Origin of the sequence: Ralstonia sp. R-29 (genome assembly GCF_049913345.1) — a bacterium.
Lineage (GTDB): Bacteria > Pseudomonadota > Gammaproteobacteria > Burkholderiales > Burkholderiaceae > Ralstonia.
The window spans coordinates 3125433-3151497 of the sequence record NZ_CP184377.1 but is presented as its reverse complement, the minus strand read 5'-3'; the positions used below and the strand labels follow the sequence as shown (position 1 = coordinate 3151497).

12 protein-coding genes, 6 tRNA genes, 2 rRNA genes and 1 pseudogene are annotated in these 26065 nt (G+C 61.8%); 20 read left to right on the top strand and 1 reads right to left on the bottom strand.

Features of this window, described 5'->3' with window-relative positions; all coding sequences use genetic code 11:
* Window positions 1-42 precede the first annotated feature (42 nt).
* The 4 genes from ACN9M1_RS14865 (at window position 43) to rrf (ending at window position 3601) form a co-directional block, all read left to right on the top strand.
* Window positions 43-119, top strand: a tRNA-Ile gene (locus ACN9M1_RS14865).
* A gap of 34 nt (window positions 120-153) precedes the next feature.
* Window positions 154-229, top strand: a tRNA-Ala gene (locus ACN9M1_RS14860).
* 264 nt (window positions 230-493) lie between these two features.
* A 23S ribosomal RNA gene (locus ACN9M1_RS14855) occupies window positions 494-3372 on the top strand.
* A 116-nt stretch (window positions 3373-3488) separates the two neighbouring features.
* A 5S ribosomal RNA gene (gene rrf, locus ACN9M1_RS14850) occupies window positions 3489-3601 on the top strand.
* A gap of 149 nt (window positions 3602-3750) precedes the next feature.
* Here the strand turns inward: rrf and ACN9M1_RS14845 are convergent.
* Window positions 3751-3960, bottom strand: a pseudogene (locus ACN9M1_RS14845) (amidohydrolase); the annotation flags it as partial.
* Between the two features lie 214 nt (window positions 3961-4174).
* On the opposite strand from ACN9M1_RS14845, the gene ACN9M1_RS14840 reads away from it, so the two are divergent.
* The 16 genes from ACN9M1_RS14840 to ACN9M1_RS14765 all read left to right on the top strand — a co-directional run bounded on the left by ACN9M1_RS14840 (window position 4175) and on the right by ACN9M1_RS14765 (window position 26061).
* Window positions 4175-4260, top strand: a tRNA-Tyr gene (locus tag ACN9M1_RS14840).
* A gap of 60 nt (window positions 4261-4320) precedes the next feature.
* Window positions 4321-4394: transfer RNA gene (locus tag ACN9M1_RS14835), tRNA-Gly, on the top strand.
* A gap of 19 nt (window positions 4395-4413) precedes the next feature.
* Window positions 4414-4488: transfer RNA gene (locus ACN9M1_RS14830), tRNA-Thr, on the top strand.
* A 43-nt stretch (window positions 4489-4531) separates the two neighbouring features.
* Window positions 4532-5740 (top strand): elongation factor Tu, encoded by a 1209-nt coding sequence (gene tuf / locus ACN9M1_RS14825; protein WP_104658052.1) that lies wholly within the window; start codon window positions 4532-4534, stop codon window positions 5738-5740.
* 89 nt (window positions 5741-5829) lie between these two features.
* A tRNA-Trp gene (locus ACN9M1_RS14820) sits at window positions 5830-5905 on the top strand.
* 59 nt (window positions 5906-5964) lie between these two features.
* Window positions 5965-6345: a preprotein translocase subunit SecE gene (gene secE, locus ACN9M1_RS14815; protein ID WP_426395499.1), complete on the top strand. Its 381-nt coding sequence runs from the start codon at window positions 5965-5967 to the stop codon at window positions 6343-6345.
* A 12-nt stretch (window positions 6346-6357) separates the two neighbouring features.
* On the top strand, window positions 6358-6942 hold the full coding sequence (gene nusG, locus ACN9M1_RS14810) for a transcription termination/antitermination protein NusG (protein WP_426395497.1): 585 nt from the start codon (window positions 6358-6360) through the stop codon (window positions 6940-6942).
* Between the two features lie 184 nt (window positions 6943-7126).
* The gene (gene rplK, locus ACN9M1_RS14805) at window positions 7127-7558 is read left to right on the top strand and encodes a 50S ribosomal protein L11 (RefSeq protein ID WP_004634453.1); all 432 of its coding nucleotides are present in this window, start codon (window positions 7127-7129) and stop codon (window positions 7556-7558) included.
* A 2-nt stretch (window positions 7559-7560) separates the two neighbouring features.
* Window positions 7561-8256, top strand: coding sequence for a 50S ribosomal protein L1 (gene rplA / locus ACN9M1_RS14800; protein WP_039599765.1), 696 nt, complete (start codon window positions 7561-7563; stop codon window positions 8254-8256).
* 372 nt (window positions 8257-8628) lie between these two features.
* Complete coding sequence (gene rplJ, locus ACN9M1_RS14795) at window positions 8629-9135, top strand: 50S ribosomal protein L10 (protein WP_426395495.1); 507 nt, start codon at window positions 8629-8631, stop codon at window positions 9133-9135.
* A gap of 75 nt (window positions 9136-9210) precedes the next feature.
* On the top strand, window positions 9211-9585 hold the full coding sequence (gene rplL, locus ACN9M1_RS14790; protein WP_426395494.1) for a 50S ribosomal protein L7/L12: 375 nt from the start codon (window positions 9211-9213) through the stop codon (window positions 9583-9585).
* 459 nt (window positions 9586-10044) lie between these two features.
* Window positions 10045-14151, top strand: coding sequence for a DNA-directed RNA polymerase subunit beta (rpoB, locus tag ACN9M1_RS14785; protein WP_426395492.1), 4107 nt, complete (start codon window positions 10045-10047; stop codon window positions 14149-14151).
* 130 nt (window positions 14152-14281) lie between these two features.
* Complete coding sequence (gene rpoC, locus ACN9M1_RS14780) at window positions 14282-18517, top strand: DNA-directed RNA polymerase subunit beta' (RefSeq protein WP_426395490.1); 4236 nt, start codon at window positions 14282-14284, stop codon at window positions 18515-18517.
* A 226-nt stretch (window positions 18518-18743) separates the two neighbouring features.
* Window positions 18744-20588 carry a DUF2138 domain-containing protein gene (locus ACN9M1_RS14775; protein ID WP_426395488.1) on the top strand — a complete coding sequence of 615 codons (1845 nt, stop codon included), beginning with the start codon at window positions 18744-18746 and terminating at the stop codon, window positions 20586-20588.
* Window positions 20585-21289: a DUF1175 domain-containing protein gene (locus ACN9M1_RS14770; protein ID WP_426395486.1), complete on the top strand. Its 705-nt coding sequence runs from the start codon at window positions 20585-20587 to the stop codon at window positions 21287-21289. Before ACN9M1_RS14775 ends, ACN9M1_RS14770 begins: the two co-directional genes overlap by 4 nt.
* A gap of 8 nt (window positions 21290-21297) precedes the next feature.
* Window positions 21298-26061 (top strand): alpha-2-macroglobulin family protein, encoded by a 4764-nt coding sequence (locus tag ACN9M1_RS14765; protein ID WP_426398877.1) that lies wholly within the window; start codon window positions 21298-21300, stop codon window positions 26059-26061.
* Window positions 26062-26065: the final 4 nt, after the last annotated feature.

Below are 26065 nucleotides of genomic sequence, written 5' to 3'. Positions count from 1 at the left end.
TTAGGCGTCCACACTTATCGGTTTGTTTGATGTTACAGCCAAGGGTCTGTAGCTCAGGTGGTTAGAGCACCGTCTTGATAAGGCGGGGGTCGTAGGTTCAAGTCCTACCAGACCCACCAAGTTACGGACGGTGGAAGTATCTCTGCCGTGACTGGGGGATTAGCTCAGCTGGGAGAGCACCTGCTTTGCAAGCAGGGGGTCGTCGGTTCGATCCCGTCATCCTCCACCAATACCTTTTGGTTACCAAACGCAAGCATCGACGCGGTGTCGATGGTGTTTGCGTTTGGCCTAGCCAAGACGAGCGTAAAAGTTCGGCTGTTCTTTAACAATATGGAATGTAGTAAAGGTGTCGCGGTGCGTTGATGAGACGCACATTCAAACGCGACACTGGGTTGTGATTGTATCAACCAGTATTACCAGAGCAATCGAAAGATTGTCTTGGAATACGGCACAACGCGAGAACTCAGCCTATAGCGAGACATACTCGTTATAGGGTCAAGCGAATAAGTGCATGTGGTGGATGCCTTGGCGATTACAGGCGATGAAGGACGTAGTAGCCTGCGAAAAGCTGCGGGGAGCTGGCAAACAAGCTTTGATCCGCAGATGTCCGAATGGGGAAACCCGGCCCGCATGGGTCATCCCTGACTGAATACATAGGTCAGGGAAGCGAACGCAGTGAACTGAAACATCTAAGTAGCTGCAGGAACAGAAATCAACCGAGATTCCCAAAGTAGTGGCGAGCGAAATGGGATCAGCCTTGTACTCTTTAGCAGTATTGCTAGCAGAACGGAATGGAAAGTCCGGCCATAGTGGGTGATAGCCCCGTATGCGAAAGCAGTATTGTGGAACTAGGTGTACGACAAGTAGGGCGGGACACGTGAAATCCTGTCTGAAGATGGGGGGACCATCCTCCAAGGCTAAATACTCGTAATCGACCGATAGTGAACCAGTACCGTGAGGGAAAGGCGAAAAGAACCCCGGGAGGGGAGTGAAATAGATCCTGAAACCGCATGCATACAAACAGTCGGAGCCTGGAAACGGGTGACGGCGTACCTTTTGTATAATGGGTCAGCGACTTACATTCAGTGGCAAGCTTAACCGATTAGGGAAGGCGTAGCGAAAGCGAGTCCGAATAGGGCGTTCAGTCGCTGGGTGTAGACCCGAAACCAAGTGATCTATCCATGGCCAGGTTGAAGGTGCGGTAACACGTACTGGAGGACCGAACCCACTAACGTTGAAAAGTTAGGGGATGAGCTGTGGATAGGGGTGAAAGGCTAAACAAACTTGGAAATAGCTGGTTCTCTCCGAAAACTATTTAGGTAGTGCCTCGTGTCTCACCTTCGGGGGTAGAGCACTGTCATGGTTGGGGGGTCTATTGCTGATTACCCCGCCATAGCAAACTCCGAATACCGAAGAGTGCAATCACGGGAGACAGACATCGGGTGCTAACGTCCGGTGTCAAGAGGGAAACAACCCAGACCGCCAGCTAAGGTCCCTAAATATGGCTAAGTGGGAAACGAAGTGGGAAGGCTAAAACAGTCAGGAGGTTGGCTTAGAAGCAGCCACCCTTTAAAGAAAGCGTAATAGCTCACTGATCGAGTCGTCCTGCGCGGAAGATGTAACGGGGCTAAGCCATATACCGAAGCTGCGGATGCACGTAAGTGCATGGTAGGAGAGCGTTCTGTAAGCCTGTGAAGGTGTCTTGTAAAGGATGCTGGAGGTATCAGAAGTGCGAATGCTGACATGAGTAGCGATAAAGGGGGTGAAAGGCCCCCTCGCCGTAAGCCCAAGGTTTCCTACGCAACGTTCATCGGCGTAGGGTGAGTCGGCCCCTAAGGCGAGGCAGAGATGCGTAGCTGATGGGAAGCAGGTTAATATTCCTGCACCGTCGTATGATGCGATGGGGGGACGGATCGCGGAAGGTTGTCCGGGTGTTGGATGTCCCGGTCCCTGCATTGGAGATGGCACTTAGGCAAATCCGGGTGCGTGATTCAAGGGTGTGGGGCGAGCGACTTTAGGTCGCGAAGCAATTGGAAGTGGTTCCAAGAAAAGCCTCTAAGCTTCAGTCATACGAGACCGTACCGCAAACCGACACAGGTGGGCGAGATGAGTATTCTAAGGCGCTTGAGAGAACTCGGGAGAAGGAACTCGGCAAATTGGTACCGTAACTTCGGGATAAGGTACGCCCTTGTAGTTTGACTGGCTCGCGCCAGAAGGACGAAGGGGTTGCAATAAAATGGTGGCTGCGACTGTTTAATAAAAACACAGCACTCTGCAAACACGAAAGTGGACGTATAGGGTGTGACGCCTGCCCGGTGCCGGAAGATTAAATGATGGGGTGCAAGCTCTTGATTGAAGTCCCGGTAAACGGCGGCCGTAACTATAACGGTCCTAAGGTAGCGAAATTCCTTGTCGGGTAAGTTCCGACCTGCACGAATGGCGTAACGATGGCCACACTGTCTCCTCCCGAGACTCAGCGAAGTTGAAGTGTTTGTGATGATGCAATCTCCCCGCGGCTAGACGGAAAGACCCCATGAACCTTTACTGTAGCTTTGCATTGGACTTTGAACCGATCTGTGTAGGATAGGTGGGAGGCTTTGAAACCGGGACGCTAGTTTCGGTGGAGCCGACCTTGAAATACCACCCTGGTTTGTTTGAGGTTCTAACCTTGGCCCGTGAATCCGGGTCGGGGACAGTGCATGGTAGGCAGTTTGACTGGGGCGGTCTCCTCCCAAAGTGTAACGGAGGAGTTCGAAGGTACGCTTGGTACGGTCGGACATCGTACCTAAAGTGCAATGGCAAAAGCGTGCTTAACTGCGAGACCGACAAGTCGAGCAGGTGCGAAAGCAGGACATAGTGATCCGGTGGTTCTGTATGGAAGGGCCATCGCTCAACGGATAAAAGGTACTCTGGGGATAACAGGCTGATACCGCCCAAGAGTTCATATCGACGGCGGTGTTTGGCACCTCGATGTCGGCTCATCTCATCCTGGGGCTGTAGCCGGTCCCAAGGGTATGGCTGTTCGCCATTTAAAGAGGTACGTGAGCTGGGTTTAAAACGTCGTGAGACAGTTTGGTCCCTATCTGCCGTGGGCGTTGGAATCTTGACGGGGGCTGCTCCTAGTACGAGAGGACCGGAGTGGACGTACCGCTGGTGTACCTGTTGTCTCGCCAGAGGCATCGCAGGGTAGCTATGTACGGAAGAGATAACCGCTGAAAGCATCTAAGCGGGAAACTTGCCTGAAGATGAGGATTCCCTGGAGACTTGATCTCCCTGAAGGGTCGTTCGAGACCAGGACGTTGATAGGCTGGGTGTGGAAGCGCAGTAATGCGTTCAGCTAACCAGTACTAATTGCCCGTGCGGCTTGATCCTATAACCGGTATGTTTCCGGCTGGGTCTGCCTTGTGCCTGATACATAAGTCACAACCTAAACTACATTCCCATATTGGCGACGTTGCCCACAAACGCAACGACGCGACAAGTCATAGCCTGGTGACCATAGCGAGTCGGTACCACCCCTTCCCATCCCGAACAGGACCGTGAAACGACTCCGCGCCGATGATAGTGCGGATTCCCGTGTGAAAGTAGGTCATCGCCAGGCTCTCCCATAAAACACCCCAGCTCCACACCGAGCTGGGGTGTTTGCTTTTAGGCGGCTGCAAACACGAATCCCTCAAAGCTCCGCTCACTCCAAAACAAAAGCCACCGAACCCGGTGGCTTTTACGCTTCCTCAAGCGACACTACCCGGCTCAACTCCGTGCCAGGTACTTCTCCACCAGCCGTACCCAGTACGTCGCCCCCAATGGCAGCAACTCGTCGTTGAAGTCGTAACTCGGGTTGTGCAGCATGCACGGGCCTAAACCATGGCCTTGCTCCCGGTGGTCGCCATCACCGTTGCCGATGAACGCGAAGCACCCAGGCTTCTCGATCAGCATGAAAGAGAAATCCTCCGCTCCCATGAGCCTCTAAGAAGGCAGGGCGGCGTTCAAGTGTGTTGCTAGCGGCCTGTGGTTACCTTCCACCCAAGTTGGCTGTGTCGCTGAGCGCTTGATGGCGGCCCGTTTGGCGTGCGTCGACTAAAGAGCGGGAGTGTCTACACTCGAAAATCTAGCGATTTCATCACGCACTGCTTGACAAGGTGCCTCGATGGTCCCATAATCGCAAGTTCTCTTCGGAGAGGTGCCCGAGTGGCTAAAGGGGGCAGACTGTAAATCTGTTGGCTTACGCCTACGCTGGTTCGAATCCAGCCCTCTCCACCAGAATTAAGCAGTGAGTTCGGTCCTTAGCCAGGGCCGGCGGCAAGGGAAGAAGTAACCCGGGCGGGTGTAGCTCAATGGTAGAGCAGAAGCCTTCCAAGCTTACGACGAGGGTTCGATTCCCTTCACCCGCTCCATTCACTGTTCGCAAGTTTTGCCCATGTGGCTCAGTGGTAGAGCACTCCCTTGGTAAGGGAGAGGTCGGCAGTTCGATCCTGCCCATGGGCACCACGCATCCACCAACGCAAATCGCTACCGAGACAGGAGTCGCGACATGGCAAAGGAAAAGTTCGAGCGGACCAAGCCGCACGTGAACGTTGGGACGATTGGTCACGTTGACCACGGCAAGACGACGCTGACCGCAGCGATCGCGACCGTGCTGTCCGCCAAGTTTGGTGGCGAAGCGAAGAAGTACGACGAAATCGACGCTGCACCGGAAGAAAAGGCACGCGGCATCACGATCAACACCGCGCACATCGAGTACGAAACGGCCAACCGCCACTACGCACACGTTGACTGCCCGGGCCACGCCGACTACGTCAAGAACATGATCACCGGTGCCGCCCAGATGGACGGCGCCATCCTGGTGTGCTCGGCCGCTGACGGCCCGATGCCGCAAACGCGTGAGCACATCCTGCTGGCCCGCCAGGTTGGCGTGCCGTACATCATCGTCTTCCTGAACAAGTGCGACATGGTGGACGACGCTGAGCTGCTGGAACTGGTCGAGATGGAAGTGCGCGAACTTCTGTCGAAGTACGACTTCCCGGGCGACGACACCCCGATCATCAAGGGTTCGGCCAAGCTGGCGCTGGAAGGCGACAAGGGCGAGCTGGGCGAAGTGGCCATCATGAACCTGGCCGACGCACTGGACACCTACATCCCGACGCCGGAGCGTGCTGTTGACGGCACGTTCCTGATGCCGGTGGAAGACGTGTTCTCGATCTCGGGTCGCGGCACCGTGGTGACCGGCCGTATCGAGCGTGGCGTGATCAAGGTCGGCGAAGAAATCGAAATCGTCGGTATCGCCATGGACGGCGACAAGCCGAAGATCGACAAGACCACCTGCACGGGCGTGGAAATGTTCCGCAAGCTGCTCGACCAAGGTCAAGCAGGCGACAACGTAGGTATTCTGCTGCGCGGCACCAAGCGTGAAGACGTTCAGCGTGGCCAAGTGCTGGCCAAGCCGGGCTCGATCAAGCCGCACACGGAATTCACGGGCGAGGTCTACATCCTGTCGAAGGACGAAGGCGGCCGTCACACCCCGTTCTTCAACAATTACCGCCCGCAGTTCTACTTCCGTACGACGGACGTGACTGGCTCGATCGCCCTGCCGGAAGGCAAGGAAATGGTCATGCCGGGTGACAACGTGTCGATCACCGTCAAGCTGATCGCCCCGATCGCCATGGAAGAAGGTCTGCGCTTCGCAATCCGCGAAGGCGGCCGTACCGTGGGCGCTGGCGTCGTTGCCAAGATCCTGAAGTAAATGCTGTAACTCTTCCGTGCGGCTGCCAACCGGCCGCACGTGAAGTGCCAGAGTGGGGTTGACCAAAGTGGCAACCCCAATGCTGTTTTAGGGGTATAGCTCAACTGGCAGAGCGTCGGTCTCCAAAACCGAAGGTTGGGGGTTCGATTCCCTCTGCCCCTGCCAATTCATCAGCCGCGTCGCGCAGGAAAACGCGCCACGCGGCTTAGTCTCGTTTGGGAAATATGGCCAATCCGAACGTCGAAACCGTCAACACCGCCAGCGGCAAGTGGCTGCTGGTCGTGGCGTTCCTGCTGGTGGTCGCCGGGGTGATCGGTTTTTACCTGCTGGCGCAACAGCCGAGCTACGTCCGTGCTGCCTCGCTGATCGGCGGGCTGGTGCTGGGTGCGGGTGCCGCACTGGTGTCTGCTCCGGGGCAGAGCTTCATCGAGTTCGCACGCGAGTCGTACCGCGAAGTTCGCAAGGTGGTGTGGCCGACGCGCAAGGAAGCTGGTCAGATGACCGGTCTGGTGTTTGCGTTCGTGGTGATCATGGCCCTGTTCCTGTGGTCTGCAGACAAGCTCATCGAGTGGGTAATTTTCTCGCTCGTGCTGGGCTGGAAATAATCGGGTGAAGCCATGACGGATAACGTAGCGAACGATACGCCCACGGATTCGTCCGCGCCGGCCTCTAAGAAGCGCTGGTATATCGTGCATGCCTACTCGGGCATGGAAAAAAGCGTGCAACGCGCGCTGCAGGAACGCATTGAGCGTGAGGCTCTGCAACATCTGTTCGGCGAAATTCTGGTGCCGTCGGAGGAAGTGATGGAGAGCAAGAACGGAACCAAGAAGGTGACCGAGCGTCGTCTTTACCCCGGTTACGTTTTTGTCGAAATGGAGATGACCGACGAGACCTGGCACTTGGTGAAGAACACGCCGAAGGTGACCGGGTTCATCGGTGGTACGGCTAACCGGCCGGCACCGATGTCCAGCCGCGAAGTCGAAGGGCTAAAGGCGCAGATCCAGGAAGGGATCGAGAAACCGCGTCCGAAGACGCTGTTCGAAGTGGGCGAAATGGTGCGTGTGAAGGAAGGCCCGTTCACCGACTTCAATGGCAACGTCGAGGAAGTGAACTACGAGAAATCGCGCTTGCGCGTTTCCGTGACCATCTTCGGGCGTGCAACGCCGGTCGAACTCGAGTTCGGTCAGGTCGAGAAGGTGTAGGGAATTCGGCGTGGCGGTGCAAGCCGTCGCGCCAGTCGCCCTGTCCATTGGACTTGGCGGGCAACGGTGGCGCAAGTAATTGCGCGCCCGCGCCAACAGAGGAGCGTCAGCCTCGCGCTGATGCGTTACCACTCAATAGGATTGCCCTAGTTACTGAAGCTGGGCAATCCGGATTGGAGTCAAGATGGCCAAGAAAATTATTGGCTTTATCAAGCTGCAAATTCCGGCTGGTAAAGCAAATCCGTCCCCGCCCGTCGGCCCGGCCCTGGGTCAGCGCGGTCTGAACATCATGGAGTTCTGCAAGGCGTTCAACGCGCAGACTCAAGGCATGGAACCGGGCCTGCCGGTGCCGGTGGTGATCACCGCCTTCGCCGACAAGAGCTTCACCTTCGTGATGAAGTCGCCGCCGGCGACCGTGCTCATCAAGAAGGCAGCCGGTATCCAGAAGGGTTCGGCCAAGCCGCATACCGACAAGGTTGGCAAGATCACCCGCGCCCAGGCTGAAGAAATCGCCAAGGCAAAGAACGCTGACCTGACCGCAGCCGATCTGGACGCCGCCGTGCGTACGATCGCCGGTAGCGCCCGTTCGATGGGTATCACGGTGGAGGGCCTGTAATCATGGCAAAGATTTCGAAGCGCGTGGCCGCGAACAAGGCCAAGGTCGAGCGCACCAAGTTCTACCCGATCGACGAAGCTCTGAGCCTCGTTAAGGAATGCGCCAGCGCCAAGTTCGATGAGTCCATCGACGTGGCCGTGCAACTGGGCATCGATGCAAAGAAGTCGGACCAAGTGGTTCGTGGTTCGGTGGTGCTGCCTGCCGGTACCGGCAAGTCGGTCCGTGTGGCCGTGTTCGCCCAAGGCGACAAGGCTGAGCAAGCCAAGGCTGCCGGCGCTGAGATCGTCGGCATGGAAGACCTGGCTGAGCAGATCAAGGCCGGCAAGATGGACTTCGATGTCGTGATCGCTTCGCCGGACACGATGCGCGTGGTCGGTACGTTGGGTCAGATCCTGGGCCCGCGCGGCCTGATGCCGAACCCGAAGGTCGGCACCGTGACGCCGGACGTCGCCACGGCTGTGAAGAACGCCAAGGCGGGTCAGGTGCAATTCCGTGTCGACAAGGCCGGTATCATCCACGCCACCATCGGCCGCCGCTCGTTCGAGCCGGCAGCGCTGAAGAGCAACTTGGCCGCACTGCTGGACGCACTGACCAAGGCCAAACCGGCCTCGAGCAAGGGCGTGTACCTGCGCAAGGTCGCCGTTTCGTCGACCATGGGCGTTGGCGTGCGTGTGGACCAGGCGACCCTGGCTGCCTGATCGTTTTCGATCATTTGCGCTGGGTGGCCCGATAACCATCCCGGCGTTAGCAGTTTTCTCTCGCGTGGCCTCGGCCGCGCGAACCCTTGAAGCTTGAGGGACAGACTTTGGGCAGTGGCAGACGGATGCGTGAGCATGCCGATGCCGCTGGTTATCAAAGACCGTTGGCGGTGAAGGGCTCCTCGGAGCCAACACCTTAATCGCAGCGCCATCCGGCAACGGGGCGCGCCGGCCAACGCAGATGGCGCCCCCGAAGGGAATAAGTGACTTTGGTATTGCCGAAGTGATTTGTGCCAATCGGACGCCGTACTTTTGGACTGACTGAGGTGAGCGCAGCATCTGCGCAAGCCAAAGTCGTTTTGGAGCTTAACCGTGGCACTCAATCTCGAAGATAAGAAGGCCGTCGTGGCCGAGGTAACGGCGCAAGTCGCCAAGGCCTCGACCATCGTCGTTGCTGAATATCGCGGTATCACGGTTGGCGATCTGACCAAGCTGCGCGCGCAAGCGCGCCAGCAAGGCGTCTACCTGCGCGTTCTGAAGAACACGCTGGCACGCCGCGCTGTGGAAGGCACGCCGTTTGCCGAACTCGCCGAGCAACTGACCGGTCCGCTGATCTACGGTATTTCCGAAGATGCAGTGGCCTCGGCCAAGGTGCTGAACGATTTCGCCAAGGGCAATGACAAGCTGGTGCTGCGCGCTGGTTCGTACGACGGCAAGGTTCTCGATGTCAACGGCGTGAAGGCCCTGGCAACGATCCCGAGCCGCGAAGAACTGCTCAGCAAGCTGCTGTTCGTCATGCAGGCACCGGTGTCGGGCTTCGCCCGCGCCCTGGGTGCTCTGGCTGCCAAGCAAGGCGAAGGCGAGGCCGCTGCAGCCTGATCGGCCGCCGTCCCTCCCCCCTGCGCCCGTACAGATCGCACGATCGATACCGAATCACATTCTGGAGTTATTCAAATGGCAATCACCAAAGACGACATCCTGGAAGCCGTTGGCGCGATGTCCGTGATGGAACTGAACGACCTGGTCAAGGCGTTCGAAGAGAAGTTTGGCGTGTCGGCAGCTGCTGTGGCAGTGGCTGGCCCGGCAGCTGGCGGCGCTGCTGCCGCTGCTGAAGAGCAAACCGAATTCACCGTGACGCTGAAGAGCGCCGGCGCGAACAAGGTTGGCGTCATCAAGGCCGTGCGTGAAATCACCGGCCTGGGCCTGAAGGAAGCCAAGGACCTGGTCGATGGCGCACCGAAGCCCGTGAAGGAAGGCGTCGACAAGAAGACCGCCGACGAGCTGGTGAAGAAGCTGGTGGAAGCCGGCGCGGAAGCCGAAGCCAAGTAAGTGCAGGTCTCGCGTGCCGTGCTCGGTACGCGATAGAGGCTGGCAAAGGGAGATTTCCCGGCGCCAGCCTTTTTGCGCTTGTGGGACCGGTTGTTGAGCGATCCCGCAATCACGCTGTGATGACGTATTAAGTATCGTTGTCGTCTCTTCGCCGGATTTTTCCGGCAGCCGGCCGAGGTAAGGCCAGCAGAGGCCAAACATCAGTGGCACACTAAGCAGTTCGCAGTCCGCTGATGTTTGTCTTCTGAACCGACTGCAGAAGGCAAGTTTGGTCGGGTACTCCCCCGTCCGTGGCATGGGCTCCATGGGCTCATGTGCGAGCGGCGCGCGCAGTACCGTCAGCCAGAGGTTGGTAGCGGCCAACCGCCAAATCCCGTCACCAGTCGCTGAACACCTCAAGTGTCAGGCGTGGCTTTTCGCCCAGCCCGTCGCGCGCACTTGCGATGATTCGGAGATCCCATGGCGTACAGCTTTACCGAGAAAAAGCGTATTCGCAAGAGTTTCGCGAAACGCGCAACGGTTCATCAGGTTCCCTTCCTGCTTGCGACCCAGATTCAATCGTATACCCAGTTCTTGCAGGAAAACGTGCCCGTGGCACAACGCAAGACCGAAGGTCTGCAAGCGGCGTTCAACGCCATTTTCCCCATCGTGTCGCACAACGGTCTGGCACGCATGGAGTTCGTGTCGTACCACCTGTCCCACCCGCCGTTTGACGTCAAGGAATGTCAGCAGCGTGGTCTGACCTTCCACTCGGCGCTGCGCGCAAAAGTGCGCTTGATCATCAACGACCGCGAGAATCCCACCAAGGTCAAGGAGATCAAGGAGCAGGAAGTCTACATGGGCGAAATTCCGCTCATGACCTCCACCGGTTCGTTCGTGATCAACGGTACGGAACGTGTGATCGTGTCCCAGCTGCATCGCTCGCCGGGCGTGTTCTTCGAGCACGACAAGGGCAAGACGCACAGCTCGGGCAAGCTGCTGTTCTCGGCGCGGATTATTCCGTACCGCGGCTCGTGGCTCGACTTCGAATTCGATCCGAAGGACATCTTGTACTTCCGCGTCGACCGCCGCCGCAAGATGCCGGTGACGATCCTGCTGAAGTCGATCGGTCTGACGCCGGAACAGATCCTGGCGCACTTCTTCGTGTTCGACAACTTCACGCTCAAGAGCGAAGGCGCACTGATGGAGTTCGTGCCCGAGCGCCTGCGCGGTGAAGTCGCTCGCTTCGACATTGCTGACAAGAACGGCAAGGTCGTCGTCGAGAAGGACAAGCGCATCAACGCCAAGCACATCCGCGACCTGGACTCGGCTGGCACCAAGTTGATCAGCGTGCCGGAAGACTACCTGCTGGGCCGCGTGCTGGCGAAGAACATCGTCGACCCGGATACCGGTGAAGTCCTGGCCAACGCCAACGAGGAACTGACCGAAGGCGTGCTCGAAAAGCTGCGTGACGCCGACGTGAAGGAAATCCAGACGCTGTACACGAACGATCTGGATCAAGGTCCGTACATCTCGTCCACGCTGCGCACGGACGACACGGCTGACCAGACCGCCGCGCGTATCGCGATCTACCGCATGATGCGCCCGGGCGAGCCGCCGACCGAAGACGCCGTCGAAGCGCTGTTCCAGCGTCTGTTCTACAGCGAAGACTCGTACGACCTGTCGCGCGTGGGCCGCATGAAGGTCAACAGCCGCCTGAACCGCTCGGAAGGTACGGGCCCGATGGTGCTGACGGATGACGACATCCTCGACACGATCAAGCTGCTGGTGAACCTGCGTAACGGCAAGGGCGAAGTGGACGATATCGACCACCTCGGCAACCGTCGCGTGCGTTGCGTCGGCGAACTGGCGGAAAACCAATTCCGTGCGGGTCTGTCGCGCGTTGAGCGTGCTGTGAAGGAACGTCTGGGCCAAGCCGAGACGGAAAACCTGATGCCGCACGACCTGATCAACTCGAAGCCGATTTCGTCGGCGATTCGCGAGTTCTTCGGTTCGTCGCAGCTGTCGCAGTTCATGGACCAGACCAACCCGCTGTCGGAAGTCACGCACAAGCGTCGTATTTCGGCACTGGGCCCGGGCGGTCTGACGCGCGAGCGCGCGGGCTTTGAAGTCCGCGACGTGCACCCGACCCACTATGGCCGTGTGTGCCCGATCGAAACGCCGGAAGGTCCGAACATTGGTCTGATCAACTCGCTGGCACTGTACGCACAGCTCAACGACTACGGCTTCCTGGAAACGCCGTACCGCAAGGTTGAGAACAGCAAGCTGACCGACGAAGTGCACTACCTGTCGGCCATCGAAGAAGGCAAGTACGTGGTGGCGCAGGCCAACGCGACGGTGGACAAGGACGGCAACCTGATTGACGAACTGGTCTCCGCCCGTGAAGGCAGCGAGCGTGAAACGCGTATGGTCACGCCGGACCGCGTGCAGTACATCGACGTGGCACCGTCGCAGATCGTGTCGGCCGCAGCTTCGCTGGTGCCGTTCCTCGAGCACGATGATGCAAACCGTGCACTGATGGGCGCCAACATGCAGCGTCAGGCCGTGCCTTGCCTGCGTGCAGACAAGCCGCTGGTGGGTACCGGCGTCGAGCGCACCGTGGCAGTGGACTCGGGTACGGCTGTGCAGGCCACCCGTGGCGGCGTGGTCGACTATGTTGACGCGAACCGCGTGGTGATCCGCGTGAACGACGACGAAGCCGTTGCCGGTGAAGTCGGCGTCGACATCTACAACCTGATCAAGTACACGCGTTCGAACCAGAACACGAACATCAACCAGCGTCCGATGGTCAAGGTGGGCGATATCGTTGCCCGCGGCGACGTGATCGCCGACGGCGCCTCGACCGACATGGGCGAGCTCGCGCTCGGCCAGAACATGCTGGTCGCGTTCATGCCCTGGAACGGCTACAACTTCGAGGATTCGATCCTGATCTCAGAGCGTGTGGTTGCGGAAGACCGCTACACCTCGATCCACATCGAGGAACTGTCGGTTGTTGCTCGCGACACCAAGCTCGGGCCGGAAGAAATCACGCGCGATATCTCGAACCTGGCTGAAGCCCAACTGGCTCGCCTGGACGAATCGGGCATCACGTACATCGGCGCAGAAGTTGAAGCCGGCGACGTGCTGGTCGGCAAGGTCACGCCGAAGGGCGAAACCCAGCTGACGCCGGAAGAGAAGCTGCTGCGTGCGATCTTCGGTGAGAAGGCGTCCGACGTGAAGGACACCTCGCTACGCGTGCCCTCGGGCATGACGGGTACCGTGATCGACGTGCAGGTCTTCACGCGTGAAGGCGTGACGCGCGACAAGCGCGCCCAGTCGATCATCGACGAAGAACTGAAGCGCTACCGTCTGGACCTGAACGACCAGCTGCGTATCGTGGAAGGCGATGCCTTCCAGCGTCTGGAGCGTCTGCTGGTGGGCAAGGTGGCCAACGGCGGTCCGAAGAAGCTGGCCAAGGGCACTGCGCTCACGAAGGAATACCTGGACGACCTCGACAAGTGGCACTGGTTCGACATCCGCCCGTCGGATGACGAAGTGGCCACGCAGCTCGAAGCCGTGAAGGAAGCCATCGAGCAGAAGCGTCACGAGTTCGACCTCGCGTTCGAAGAGAAGCGCAAGAAGCTCACGCAAGGCGACGAACTGCCGCCGGGCGTGATCAAGATGGTCAAGGTGTACCTGGCCGTGAAGCGTCGCCTGCAGCCTGGCGACAAGATGGCCGGTCGTCACGGTAACAAGGGTGTCGTGTCGAAGATCACCCCGATCGAAGACATGCCGTACATGGCTGACGGTACGCCGGCAGACATCGTGCTGAACCCGCTGGGCGTGCCTTCGCGGATGAACGTGGGTCAGATTCTCGAAACCCACCTGGGCTGGGCCGCGCGCGGTCTGGGCGAGCGCATCGGCAACATGCTCAAGGCGCAAGCCAAGGCAGCCGAAGTGCGCAAGCTGCTGGGTCAGATCTACAACGAGAGCGGCAAGATCGAAGATCTGGACAGCCTGTCCGACGCCGAGATCCTGGAGCTGGCCGAGAACCTGAAGAAGGGTGTGCCGTTCGCGACGCCGGTGTTCGATGGTGCGCATGAGGACGAAATCCGCCGCATGCTGGACCTCGCCTATCCGGAAGACATCGCGAAGGAGAAGGGCCTGACCGCTTCCAAGCAGCAGGTCACGCTGTTCGACGGCCGCACCGGTGAAGCCTTCGAGCGTCCGGTCACGCTGGGCGTGATGCACATGCTGAAGCTGCACCACTTGGTCGACGACAAGATGCACGCGCGTTCGACCGGTCCGTACTCGCTGGTGACGCAGCAGCCGCTGGGCGGTAAGGCCCAGTTCGGTGGCCAGCGTTTCGGTGAAATGGAAGTGTGGGCACTCGAAGCGTACGGCGCGTCCTACGTGCTGCAGGAAATGCTGACCGTGAAGTCCGATGACGTGAACGGCCGGACCAAGGTGTACGAGAACATCGTCAAGGGCGAGCACTCGATCGATGCCGGCATGCCGGAATCGTTCAACGTGCTGGTGAAGGAAATCCGCTCGCTGGGTATCGACATCGACCTCGAGCGCAACTAAGCGCCCGTGCGATGGGGGCGTGGCCGGCAACTCGCCACGCTCCGGTAACAGCAGCCATTGACGAAGATTTAGGGCCGGTGTCTTTGGTCAGTAACACCAGGGCGCCAGCCTCAAACTCAAGGAGTTTGGAATGAAAGCATTGCTCGACCTATTCCGTCAGGTACAGCAAGAAGAGCAGTTTGACGCGATCAAGATTGGTCTCGCGTCGCCGGAGAAAATCCGCTCGTGGTCGTACGGCGAAGTCAAGAAGCCCGAGACCATCAACTACCGCACGTTCAAGCCTGAGCGTGACGGTCTGTTCTGCGCCAAGATCTTCGGCCCGATCAAGGACTACGAGTGCCTGTGCGGCAAGTACAAGCGCCTGAAGCACCGTGGCGTGATCTGCGAGAAGTGCGGCGTGGAAGTGACGCTGGCCAAGGTGCGCCGTGAGCGCATGGGCCACATCGAACTGGCTGCGCCGACCGCGCACATCTGGTTCCTGAAGTCGCTGCCGTCGCGTCTGGGCATGGTGCTCGACATGACGCTGCGCGACATCGAGCGCGTGCTGTACTTCGAAGCATTCGTCGTGGTTGAGCCGGGCATGACCCCGCTCAAGAAGAGCCAGATCATGTCGGAAGACGACTACCTGGCTAAGTGCGACGAGTACGGCGAGGGTGAATTCGTCGCCATGATGGGCGCCGAAGGCATTCGCGAGCTGCTGCGCGGCATCGACATCGAGAAGCAGATCGAGACGATCCGCGCCGAGCTGCAGGCCACGGGTTCGGAAGCCAAGATCAAGAAGTTCGCCAAGCGCCTGAAGGTGCTCGAGGCCTTCCAGCGTTCGGGCATCAAGCCGGACTGGATGATCCTCGAAGTGCTGCCGGTGCTGCCGCCCGAGCTGCGTCCGCTGGTGCCGCTGGACGGCGGCCGTTTCGCCACGTCGGACCTGAACGACCTGTATCGCCGCGTGATCAACCGGAACAACCGTCTGAAGCGTCTGCTCGAGCTGAAGGCGCCGGAGATCATCGTGCGCAACGAAAAGCGCATGCTGCAGGAAGCGGTGGACTCGCTGCTGGACAACGGCCGTCGCGGCAAGGCGATGACCGGCGCCAACAAGCGTCCGCTGAAGTCGCTGGCTGAAATGATCAAGGGTAAGGGCGGCCGTTTCCGTCAGAACCTGTTGGGCAAGCGCGTGGACTACTCGGGCCGTTCGGTCATCGTGGTGGGCCCGACGCTCAAGCTGCACCAGTGCGGCCTGCCCAAGCTGATGGCGCTCGAGCTGTTCAAGCCGTTCATCTTCCACAAGCTGGAAACGATGGGCATCGCCACCACGATCAAGGCGGCGAAGAAGGAAGTGGAAAGCCAGACGCCGGTGGTGTGGGACATCTTGGAAGAGGTGATCCGCGAGCACCCGGTGATGCTGAACCGTGCACCGACGCTGCACCGTCTGGGTATCCAGGCGTTCGAGCCGGTGCTGATCGAAGGCAAGGCCATCCAGCTGCACCCGCTGGTCTGCGCGGCGTTCAACGCCGACTTCGACGGTGACCAGATGGCTGTTCACGTTCCGCTGTCGCTCGAAGCGCAGATGGAAGCGCGTACGCTGATGCTGGCGTCGAACAACGTGCTGTTCCCGGCCAACGGCGATCCGTCGATCGTGCCGTCGCAAGACGTGGTGCTGGGTCTGTACTACACGACCCGCGACAAGATCAACGGCCGCGGTGAAGGCATGACGTTCGCCGACATCTCGGAAGTCATCCGCGCCTACGAGAACAAGGAAGTCGAGCTGGCTTCGCGCGTGAACGTGCGGATCACCGAGTATGAGCTGGTGAACCCGGAAGCCGACGGCGACGCCCGTTTTGCCCCGAAGATCACGCTGCAGGCCACCACGGTCGGCCGCGCGATCCTGTCGGAGATCCTGCCGAAGGGTCTGCCGTTCTCGGTGCTGAACAAGCCGCTGAAGAAGAAGGAAATCTCGCGCCTGATCAACACGGCATTCCGCAAGTGCGGTCTGCGCGAAACCGTGATCTTTGCTGACAAGCTGCTGCAGTCGGGCTTCCGCTTGGCAACGCGCGCCGGTATCTCGATCGCCATCGACGACATGCTGGTGCCGCCGGCCAAGGAGAAGATCATCTCCGAGGCCGCCGCCAAGGTGAAGGAATACGACAAGCAGTACATGTCGGGTCTGGTGACGGACCAGGAGCGTTACAACAACGTCGTGGACATCTGGGGCGCCGCTGGTGACCAGGTGGGCAAGGCGATGATGGAGCAGCTCCAGACCGAAGACGTGGTCGACCGCAACGGCAACACCGTCAAGCAAGAGTCGTTCAACTCCATCTACATGATGGCCGACTCGGGCGCACGGGGTTCCGCCGCGCAGATCCGTCAGCTGGCAGGGATGCGTGGCCTGATGGCCAAGCCGGACGGCTCGATTATTGAAACGCCGATTACCGCGAACTTCCGCGAAGGCCTGAACGTTCTGCAGTACTTCATCTCGACCCACGGTGCACGTAAGGGTCTGGCGGATACGGCACTGAAGACCGCGAACTCGGGTTACCTGACCCGTCGTCTGGTCGACGTGACGCAGGATCTGGTTGTGGTGGAAGACGATTGCGGCACGACCAACGGCGTCCTGATGAAGGCGCTGGTGGAAGGCGGTGAAGTGATCGAAGCCCTGCGCGACCGTATCCTGGGCCGCGTGGTCATTGGCGACGTGGTGAACCCGGAGACGCAGGAAACTGCGATCGAAAACGGCACGCTGCTGGACGAAGACCTGGTCGAGCTGATCGATTCGATCGGCGTGGACGAAGTCAAGGTCCGCACGCCGCTGACCTGCGACACGCGCTACGGCCTGTGCGCCAAGTGCTACGGCCGTGACCTCGGCCGCGGTGTGCTGGTGAACTCGGGCGAAGCGGTGGGTGTGATTGCCGCGCAGTCGATCGGTGAGCCGGGCACGCAGCTGACGATGCGTACGTTCCACATCGGTGGTGCGGCATCGCGTGCGGCAGTGGCATCGAGCGTGGAAGCGAAGGCAACCGGTACCGTGCGTTTCACGGCGACCATGCGTTACGTTACCAACGCGAAGGGCGAGCAGATCGTCATCTCGCGTTCGGGCGAAGCGCTGATCACCGACGACCACGGCCGCGAGCGCGAGCGCCACAAGATCGTCTACGGTGCAACGCTGCTGGTGAAGGATGGCCAGGCCATCAAGGCCGGCACGCAGCTCGCCACGTGGGATCCGCTGACGCGTCCGATCATCTCGGAGTACTCGGGCACCATCAAGTTCGAGAACGTCGAAGAAGGCGTGACCGTTGCCAAGCAGATGGACGAAGTGACCGGTCTGTCGACGCTGGTGGTGATCGATGCCAAGCGTCGTACCACGGCTTCGAAGGGCATCCGTCCGCAGGTGAAGCTGCTCGACTCGTCGGGCGCCGAAGTGAAGATCCCGGGCACGGACCACTCCGTGACCATCGGCTTCCAGGTGGGCGCGCTGATCACCGTGAAGGACGGTCAGCAAGTGCACGTGGGTGAAGTGCTGGCACGTATCCCGACCGAATCGCAGAAGACGCGTGACATTACCGGTGGTCTGCCGCGTGTGGCCGAACTGTTCGAAGCGCGTTCGCCGAAGGACGCCGCCGTGCTGGCGGAAGTCACCGGTACGACTTCGTTCGGTAAGGACACCAAGGGCAAGCAGCGCCTGGTGATTACGGACCTCGACGGCAATGCCCACGAGTTCCTGATCGCCAAGGAAAAGCAGGTGCTGGTGCACGACGGCCAAGTGGTCAACAAGGGCGAAATGATCGTCGAAGGCCCGGCCGACCCGCACGACATCCTGCGTCTGAAGGGCGTGGAAGAGCTGGCGACGTACATCGTCGACGAAGTGCAGGACGTGTACCGTCTGCAAGGCGTGAAGATCAACGACAAGCACATCGAAGTGATTGTTCGTCAGATGCTGCGCCGCGTGCAGATCGCAGACACGGGCGACACCAAGTTCATCCCGGGTGAACAGGTGGAGCGCTCGGAACTGCTGGACGAAAACGACCGCGTGATCGCGGAAGGCAAGCGTCCGGCAACCTACGAGAACCTGCTGCTGGGTATCACGAAGGCATCGTTGTCGACCGACAGCTTCATCTCGGCGGCGTCGTTCCAGGAAACCACGCGCGTGCTGACCGAAGCCGCCATCATGGGCAAGGTCGACGACCTGCGTGGTCTGAAGGAAAACGTCATCGTCGGCCGTCTGATCCCGGCGGGTACCGGTCTGGCTTACCACCGCGCCCGCAAGGCGAAGGAAGCCGCCGACCGCGACCGCGCCGCAGCGATTGCCGAGGAAGAAGCCGCTTCGATCTTCGAGACGCCTGTGGCGCATCAAGAGGAAGGCGGCGCCGCCTGAAGTTAGGCAGCGTTCTCCGCATCAAAACCCGGCCCCCTTCGTGGGGTGCCGGGTTTTTTTTCGTCCGCCCGCTGGCGCGGAAGCATTGATGCCCCACGTCAGCGGGTTCTGATTTTCTCCAAACGTTAACCCGTCTTAACATGCCAAACGCTATGATCTCGCGGTTATAGACCGGCAATTTCTACAAATCGCCGGCTCCCTCTCCAGTCTTGCCGACGATTCCTCCATGAAGCTCACACGCAAGCAGATCGCCGTTGGCGCGGTCGCCCTGGCGGTTGCCGGCGCGGCGGTGGTCCAGATGATCTGGCACCCGTTCGGCCGCACGCGTGCCTTGCACGCCCGCCAGGTCCAGCTCGACCTCACGTACCCCGACGCCCTGATCGACAGCCAGAGCCTGTCGCAACTGCCGCGCGACGTGCTGCGCGTGCCGTTGCTGCGCGACGTGCTGACCGAAGACTTCGTCGCCTACTACGAGGGCAATGAAGACCGCCTTTCGGTGGCCGGCGCGCTGCGGCGCTTGGCGTACGAGCAGAAGCTGGACCTCGCCGAGACCGTGCTCAAACACGTGTTCGACGAGCCGGCCCGCGTGATGCTGTGGCGCGGCGCCGACGACAAGCTGCGTTACTGGGTGCTCTCCATGCAGCGCAATGGCCTGGCGAAGGCACTGGAAGCCGTCGCCACCGTGGCCACGAGCGACACGCAACTCACCAAGGTCGCCGATGCGTTGGGGGATTCCGGCGCGCCGGTCTACGCGCTGCGGTTGTCGGCCACGCGCTCGATCCTGATTGCCAGCAAGGGTGACCGGCTGATCGCGTTGTCGGAGCCGGGCATCCTGCTGGACAAGGACGGCAAGCCCGTTTCCAAGCAGGCAAACGCCCTGGCTGCACTGCTGTCGGATGATGCCGGCAAGCGCAATGTGCAAGGCAATGCGTATGCGCTGCCGACCGCAGAAACGACCGGCCATCACGTTGTGGTGAGTGCCAACTATCTGTCGTTCGGTTATCAGCAGTATTTCCCGGGGATCGAGGCGTTGCGCTTTGATTTCGGTGCAGGTGCGTCCGGCAACGGCTGGCAGAGCGCGGCGCTGATCGACCCGGCGCGCCTGTCCGGCAAGTGGGATAACGCCGCGTTGTGGCACGCGTTGCCTGCGGACCCCGCTGCCTGCGCCACGTTGCCGATCGACTGGAAGGCCGCCGGCGCGCTGCTGCGCAATGTGGCTGGCGATGCGAAGGAAGTGACCGAAGCCGCCGCGCATGTTGGCGATGCGTTTGCCGGTCCGGCGGCCGCGTGCTGGTACGGCAAGTCTTCGCTGGTGGCCCCGCTGTTTGTCGCCAAGCTGTCCTCGCCTGCGCAAGCCGAAGCGGTGAAGCCCGCGCTGGCTGCGCTGTTCGGTCAGATCGTCGGTTCGTACGAAGCCAAGGCGCAGGCCGACGACAAAGCCGGTCCCTACAAGCGCCTGCCGGTGACGACGAAGTCGGGCCCCGCCAATGCCACCCTATGGCAGCGCCCGGTGAGCGCGCGCTACGGCACGGCGCAGTCGGCCGGCGCACCGTTCGCGGCGCAACTCTCGTCGGATCGCTACTTCCCGGTCACGCTGGCGATTGCGGGCGACGTGGTGGTGTTCTCGCCCGACGCGCGCCTCGTTGACGACGCGCTGGCCGTGCCCGCCAAGCGCTTCCCGGCGGTGGCCGACAACCTGCCGCGTGACAAGACCGGCCGCGTTGTGCTGACCATGACGCCCGCATCGCTCGCGCCGCTGGTTCGTCGCGAAGCCGGCGCAGCACTGCCCGCCGATCAGGAAGCCGTCTTCCTGAATGCCGCGCAGACGCACCTGTTCCCGAAGCTCAAAGCGCTGGCACGGTATGCGCCGGTGTCGCTGGCGCTGGATGGTGGTGTGCCATCGTCGCGCGGCTGGGTGCCGGTGACGTGGCTGTCGAGTGGGCGCGGGTTGCCTGCAGGCGGTGACGGTTCGCCGCCGCCGGCTGACACGGCCGCGGCATCGGCTCCGTCGGCTGCGCCGGCTACCGAGGCCGCTGCTCCGGTTCCCGCTGACAACACCAGCACACAATGAGGCTGCATTTGCAGGCTGCCGCGCTGAACCGCCGCCGTTGGTTGGCGGCGGCCGGCGCTTGCCTGCTCGCGCCGTCTGCCTATGCCTTGTCGGGCTGGGCCGATGCCGCACCGGCGGACGCAGATGCGCTCACGCCGGATCAATCGAGCGTGTTCCGCGCCTGGTTCGTGCGCATCGTCAACGAGCAGCTCCGCCAGGGCCCGACGCCGCGCTGGACGCATCGCGATTGCGCAGGCCTCGTGCGCTTTGCCGCCGGCGAGGCGCTGCGTACGCACGATGCCCGCTGGCTGCGCGCCAACGGCATGCGCGATGCGGAATCCGCACGCCAATTGCCGCCCGAGCTCAACCTCACGCCCGCGCAGCGCACGCTCACGCAGCGTTGGGCACGCATTGATGGCAGCACCGGCGCGTACGTCTCTGCGCTCGGGCTCATCCAGCAGAACAGCCGCTTCATCGCCAAGGACGTCAACCAGGCGCTCCCGGGCGATCTGCTCTTCTTCGATCAAGGCGACGACCAGCATCTGATGATCTGGATGGATCGCTACATCGCTTACCACACCGGCACCGTCACCCGCACCGACAACGGCCTGCGCGCGGTCCCGGTTTCTGAACTGATGCAATGGAAAGACTCGCGCTGGCAGCCGCAGAGCGGCAACCCCAACTTCATCGGCGTGTTTCGTCTGGCCTTTTTGACACGGTAAAAAACATGATGCGCAACCGCTGGCGTTCGTTCAATCTGGTCGCTGCCGTCTGCCTGACGGTGCTGGCGCTGGTCGGCCACGCACGGGCCGCAGATGCGCCTGAAGCGCCGAACCCAACGCTGTTCGATGTGCCCGCCAGTGGCTATGAGCCGTTCAAGGGCCAGCCGTTCTTCCTGCTGTCGGATGCGAGCTACGGCACCGACCAGGAAGCGATGGTCCGCCTTGAAGCGCCGGGCCGCGAATACAAGGACGAACTCTCCCGCTATGGCGGTGCGGACATCCTCGTCTACCGCGTGCCGCAGCCGCTCGAATTTTTGAAGGCGCAGAAGAACCTGCACCGTATCGACGTCAAGGCCAACTACACGGGCGAAGGCCTGGCCAACACGCTGGCCTATCTGTGGGACAACTGGACGCGCCAGGCCCGCCGTGCCTGGCAGCGCGTGCTGTCGTTCGCCACGCGCAGCAAGGCCGTGGAGACGGCGCCGCAATTCAGCATGGGCGATCAGATGACGGCGCCCACGCGCTTCTCGAACAACCCGCAGTACGCGCCGCTCAAGGGCTATGAGCTGCTCGGCCGTTTCCGCTACCCAATCTGGGATGCCAAGCCGATTGCGCCGCCCAAGGACGTGAAGCTTGAGGGCAGCAGCAGCGAATGGATGCCGCAGAACGCCGGCAACGTGATGATCCCGGTGGGCAAGCTGCCGGCGGGTTTGTACATCGTGGAAGCCGTGATTGGTGCGTACCGTGCGCACACGCTGCTGTTTGTGTCGGACACCGTGGCCGTGACCAAAGGCACCTCGCAGGGGATGATGGTGTGGACGGCTGAGCGCAAGAGCGGTAAGCCGGTTAGCGGGGCATCCGTGAGCTGGACCGACGGCGTGGGCGTACTGGCTTCGGGCACCACGGAGAGCGACGGCACGGCCGATCTGCGCCATGTCTCGCCGGAACGCAGCTACGTGATCGGCAGCGACCGCGCGGGCGGCGTGTTCATCTCCGAGAATTTCTATTACGACAGCGAGATCTACAACACCAAGCTGTACGCCTTCACCGATCGCCCGCTCTATCGCCCGGGCGACGAGGTGAACGTCAAGTTCATCGGCCGCAACTTCAAGAACGCGACCGAATCGACGGTGCCCGCTGCGGGCGACATCAAGCTGCAGGTGCTCGATCCGAACGGCGCGCCGGTGGCCACGACCACGACGCGCTTGGCCGGTGAGACCGGTGCGGACACGCGCTTCACGCTGCCCGCCAATGCGCCGGCCGGGGGCTACTCGCTGCGCTTCGATTACAACGGCAGCACGTACGGCGGCGCCTTCCGCGTCGCCGAATACATCAAGCCGCACTTTGACGTGAACCTGTCGCTCGACAAGGCCAGCTACGGCACGGGCGAGGCGGTCAAGGGCAAGATCAGCCTGCGCTATCCGGACGGCAAGCCGGTCAAGGACGGCAAGGTGTCGGTCAGCCTGCGCGCGCAGCAGGTGACGATGGTGGAGGGCGAGTTGCGTTATGCGGGCCTGTTCCCCGTCAAGCTGGAGCAGCAGGAACTGACCACCGACAGCGACGGCAACGCCAAGCTGGAACTGCCCGCCGCCAAGGAACCGAGCCGTTATGTGGTGACGGTGTTCGCCAACGATGGCGCAGCGTACCGCGTGAAGGTCACGCGCGAACTGCTGATCGCGCGCGGCGCCACGCCGTACAAGCTGTCGACCACGTCGAACTTCACGACGCCGGGGCAGAACGTGTCGTTCACCCTCACGCCGATGCCGGTGGTGGCGGGTACGACCGGGCCGACGGCACCGCCGGCCAAGTGGGACCTCGTTCGCTTGGAAACCCGCACCCGCACCGAAGGCACGCTGGCGCCGGATGCCAAGGGCAACGCCACGTTCCCGGTCAAGTTTGACCAGCCCGGTTCGTACACCCTGTCGGTGCGCGATGCGGCCGGCAACCTGCTCGCCGCATCGAGCCACTGGGTGGCGGGCGATGGCGTGCAGACCGTGCCCGGCAACATCGAAATGGTGTTCGACCGTGACCGCTATCAAATCGGTGATACGGCCGAAGCGCTGATCACCTTCCCGCAGCCGGTGGACGACGCGCTGCTCACGCTGGAGCGCGACAAGGTGGAGCGCCACGCGCTGCTGTCGCATGGCGGCGAATGGCTGAGCCTGCAGAAGGTCACGCCGTCGCAATACCGCGCGCGCATCAAGATCGGTGCGGAGTTCGCGCCGAACATGACGTTCTCGGTGCTGTACGTGCGAGACGGCGACATGGTGTTCCAGAACGCCGGCATCGTCGTCACGCAACCGACGCTGGACCTGACCGTGCATGCCGACAAAGCCGTCTATGCACCGGGCGAAACCGTCACGCTGGATCTGACCAGCGCGCTGGCGGGTAAGGCCGTGCCGGCCAACCTGACCGTGTCGGTGGTCGACGAGATGATCTACGTGCTGCAGCCCGAAGTGGCGCCCAGCATCGTTGACTTCTTCTATCACCCGCGCCGCAACAGCGTGCGCACCACGTCGAGCCAGAGCTTCATCAGCTATGACCTGGCGCTCGCGTCGCTGCCGGGCAAGCCGGGCGGCACATATGGCCGCCACAACGAGCGCGGCGTGAAAGTGCTGGAGCGCCCGCGTCGTGACGAGAAGGACACCGCCGCCTGGGTCGCCAACCTGCAGACCGGCGCCGAGGGCCGCGCGCGCATGACGTTCAAGATGCCGGATTCGCTGGCGCGCTGGCGCATCACGGTGCGCGCTGTGTCCACGACCGGCGCATCGGACGGCATCGTCGGCCAACGCACGGCCAACATCCGTTCGGACAAGCCGCTGTACTTGAAGTGGACCGGCCCGCAACGCTTCCGCGAGACCGACCAGCCGCGTCTGGACATGGTCGCCTTCAACCAGACCGACAAGGACATCACCGCCGACTGGATCGTCTCGGGCGCCGGCCTGAACATCAACCAGCGCGTGACGCTCAAGCGCGGTGCCAACTACCTGCGTGCGCCGGTCACTGCGTTGCAGGCGGGTGTGGTCAATGCCGAGCTGAAGCAGGGCGATGCCGTGTCGGACCGACTGCAGACCACGCTCAAGCTGGACGCCACCGGCTGGTTGGCGGACCGCGAAAACGTCGTCCCGCTCACGCAGTTGCAAGGCACTCGCCTGCCGCTGGGCCTGCCCGCTGATGCGCGCGACGTGCGCCTGCGCGTGGTCGGTAACACGGCCAGCCAGTTCGCCCGCGTGGCCGATGACCTGATCGAGTACCCGTACGGTTGCGCTGAACAGACCGCCAGCCGCCTGATCCCGCTGGCACTCGCCCAGCAGAGCCTGGCCGCCACCGGCACGCGCCTGGGCGATAGCGGCCCGGCCGGCACGCAAGGCGTCGATGCGCTGTTGCGCACGCAGCGTCAGCGTCTGGCACTGCTGGCCGGCACCAACGGCACCTTCGGCTGGTGGGGCGAGTTGACCACCAGCAGCGCGCTGATCACGTCGTACGCCTATTACGCAGATTGGCTTGCCAGCCGCTCGGTCGGCATCAGCCTGCCGGCCGACAACTGGAAGCAGGTGCTTGAAGCCTACAAACGCACCAGCGCGAACGAGCCGCTGCTGCACCGTGCGCTGGCACTGTGGTTTGCCAACGAGATGGGCTTGCCCGTGGCAACGCCGCTGTCGGGCGTGGCCAACGAGTTGGCTCGCAACGCCAAAGCCCCGGCTGACGCCGAACCTGCAGCGGGCGATAGCCTGATCTTCGTCGCGCCGGATTCCGCGCGCGGCCGCCAGGTGGCGACGGTGCTGACCGCGCAATTGATGCGTCAGATCGGCCAGCCGTTGCCGGAAGCGCTGGTCTCCGCCGACATCGCTGCACGCAATGCGCTGGCTGCCGACAACTCGCCGCTGGTGCAGAGCCTGCTGCTGATGGGCGGTGGCCGTTCGGCTGCGGACCCGGCACCGCTGCTGGCCCGCGCCAGCGCGTCCATGCCGACGATGGACCGCGCCGTTGCGCTGGTCTGGCTGCAGAAGGGCCTGGGCGGCCTGCAAGGTGCGAGCGTTGCGGTTATCCAACCGACCGTTTCCGCGGGCGGCTGGCAGGTGACGCGCTCGCCGGTGGGCGTGCCGACGTGGCGCTGGACGGGGGCTCAGGTGCCCGCCGCGCTGGACCTGACGACCGCCCCGACCGACGTGACCACACAGTCCGCCATCGTGTCGTACCGCAGCCGTGCGCCGGAAGCGTCCAAGCTGCCGATCACCGTGGAGCGCAAGCTGTACCGTCTGGAGCCGATCGATGACACGCCGGCCAAGCCGGACCCGAAGGCGCCCAAGCAAGCGGCTGCTGACACCAACAGCAGCGGCATTGCCTTCACGGCCAAGCTGGTCAAGCCGGGCTCCGCCCTGGATAGCAATGCGCTCTATGTTGACGAGGTGGTGCTGACGCCGCGCCAAGGCACGTACCGCTACGGCCTGGTCGAAGTGCCGCTGCCGCCAGGTGCCGAAGTGGAAGCCACCACCTGGGGTATCCAGATCGACGGCCTGAAGGGTGAGCCGAACGAAGGCAACGGCCCGCAGGCGTTCGAGCGCAAGGCTGCCTACGAGATGGGCCAGCTGTCGTACAACCAGCCGGTGCCCACGCTGGAGCGCCCGACCGTGCTGCGCCAACTGGTGCGCTTCTCGCTGCCGGGCCGCTTTGCGCTGCCGCCGGTGCGCTACTTCCGCATGTACCAGCCGGAAGCCAAGGCGTTCCAGGGCGACGGCAAGACAGCCAGCTATCCGTTCAAGGTGGAGTGACGCG

Coding starts and splice junctions, on each gene's coding strand:
- rpoB (WP_426395492.1), top strand. CDS start 10,045: ATGGCGTACAGCTTTACCGAGAAAAAGCGTATTCGCAAGAGTTTCGCG.
- rplA (WP_039599765.1), top strand. CDS start 7,561: ATGGCAAAGATTTCGAAGCGCGTGGCCGCGAACAAGGCCAAGGTCGAG.
- tuf (WP_104658052.1), top strand. CDS start 4,532: ATGGCAAAGGAAAAGTTCGAGCGGACCAAGCCGCACGTGAACGTTGGG.
- secE (WP_426395499.1), top strand. CDS start 5,965: ATGGCCAATCCGAACGTCGAAACCGTCAACACCGCCAGCGGCAAGTGG.
- rpoC (WP_426395490.1), top strand. CDS start 14,282: ATGAAAGCATTGCTCGACCTATTCCGTCAGGTACAGCAAGAAGAGCAG.
- ACN9M1_RS14775 (WP_426395488.1), top strand. CDS start 18,744: ATGAAGCTCACACGCAAGCAGATCGCCGTTGGCGCGGTCGCCCTGGCG.
- ACN9M1_RS14770 (WP_426395486.1), top strand. CDS start 20,585: ATGAGGCTGCATTTGCAGGCTGCCGCGCTGAACCGCCGCCGTTGGTTG.
- rplL (WP_426395494.1), top strand. CDS start 9,211: ATGGCAATCACCAAAGACGACATCCTGGAAGCCGTTGGCGCGATGTCC.
- rplK (WP_004634453.1), top strand. CDS start 7,127: ATGGCCAAGAAAATTATTGGCTTTATCAAGCTGCAAATTCCGGCTGGT.
- ACN9M1_RS14765 (WP_426398877.1), top strand. CDS start 21,298: ATGCGCAACCGCTGGCGTTCGTTCAATCTGGTCGCTGCCGTCTGCCTG.
- nusG (WP_426395497.1), top strand. CDS start 6,358: ATGACGGATAACGTAGCGAACGATACGCCCACGGATTCGTCCGCGCCG.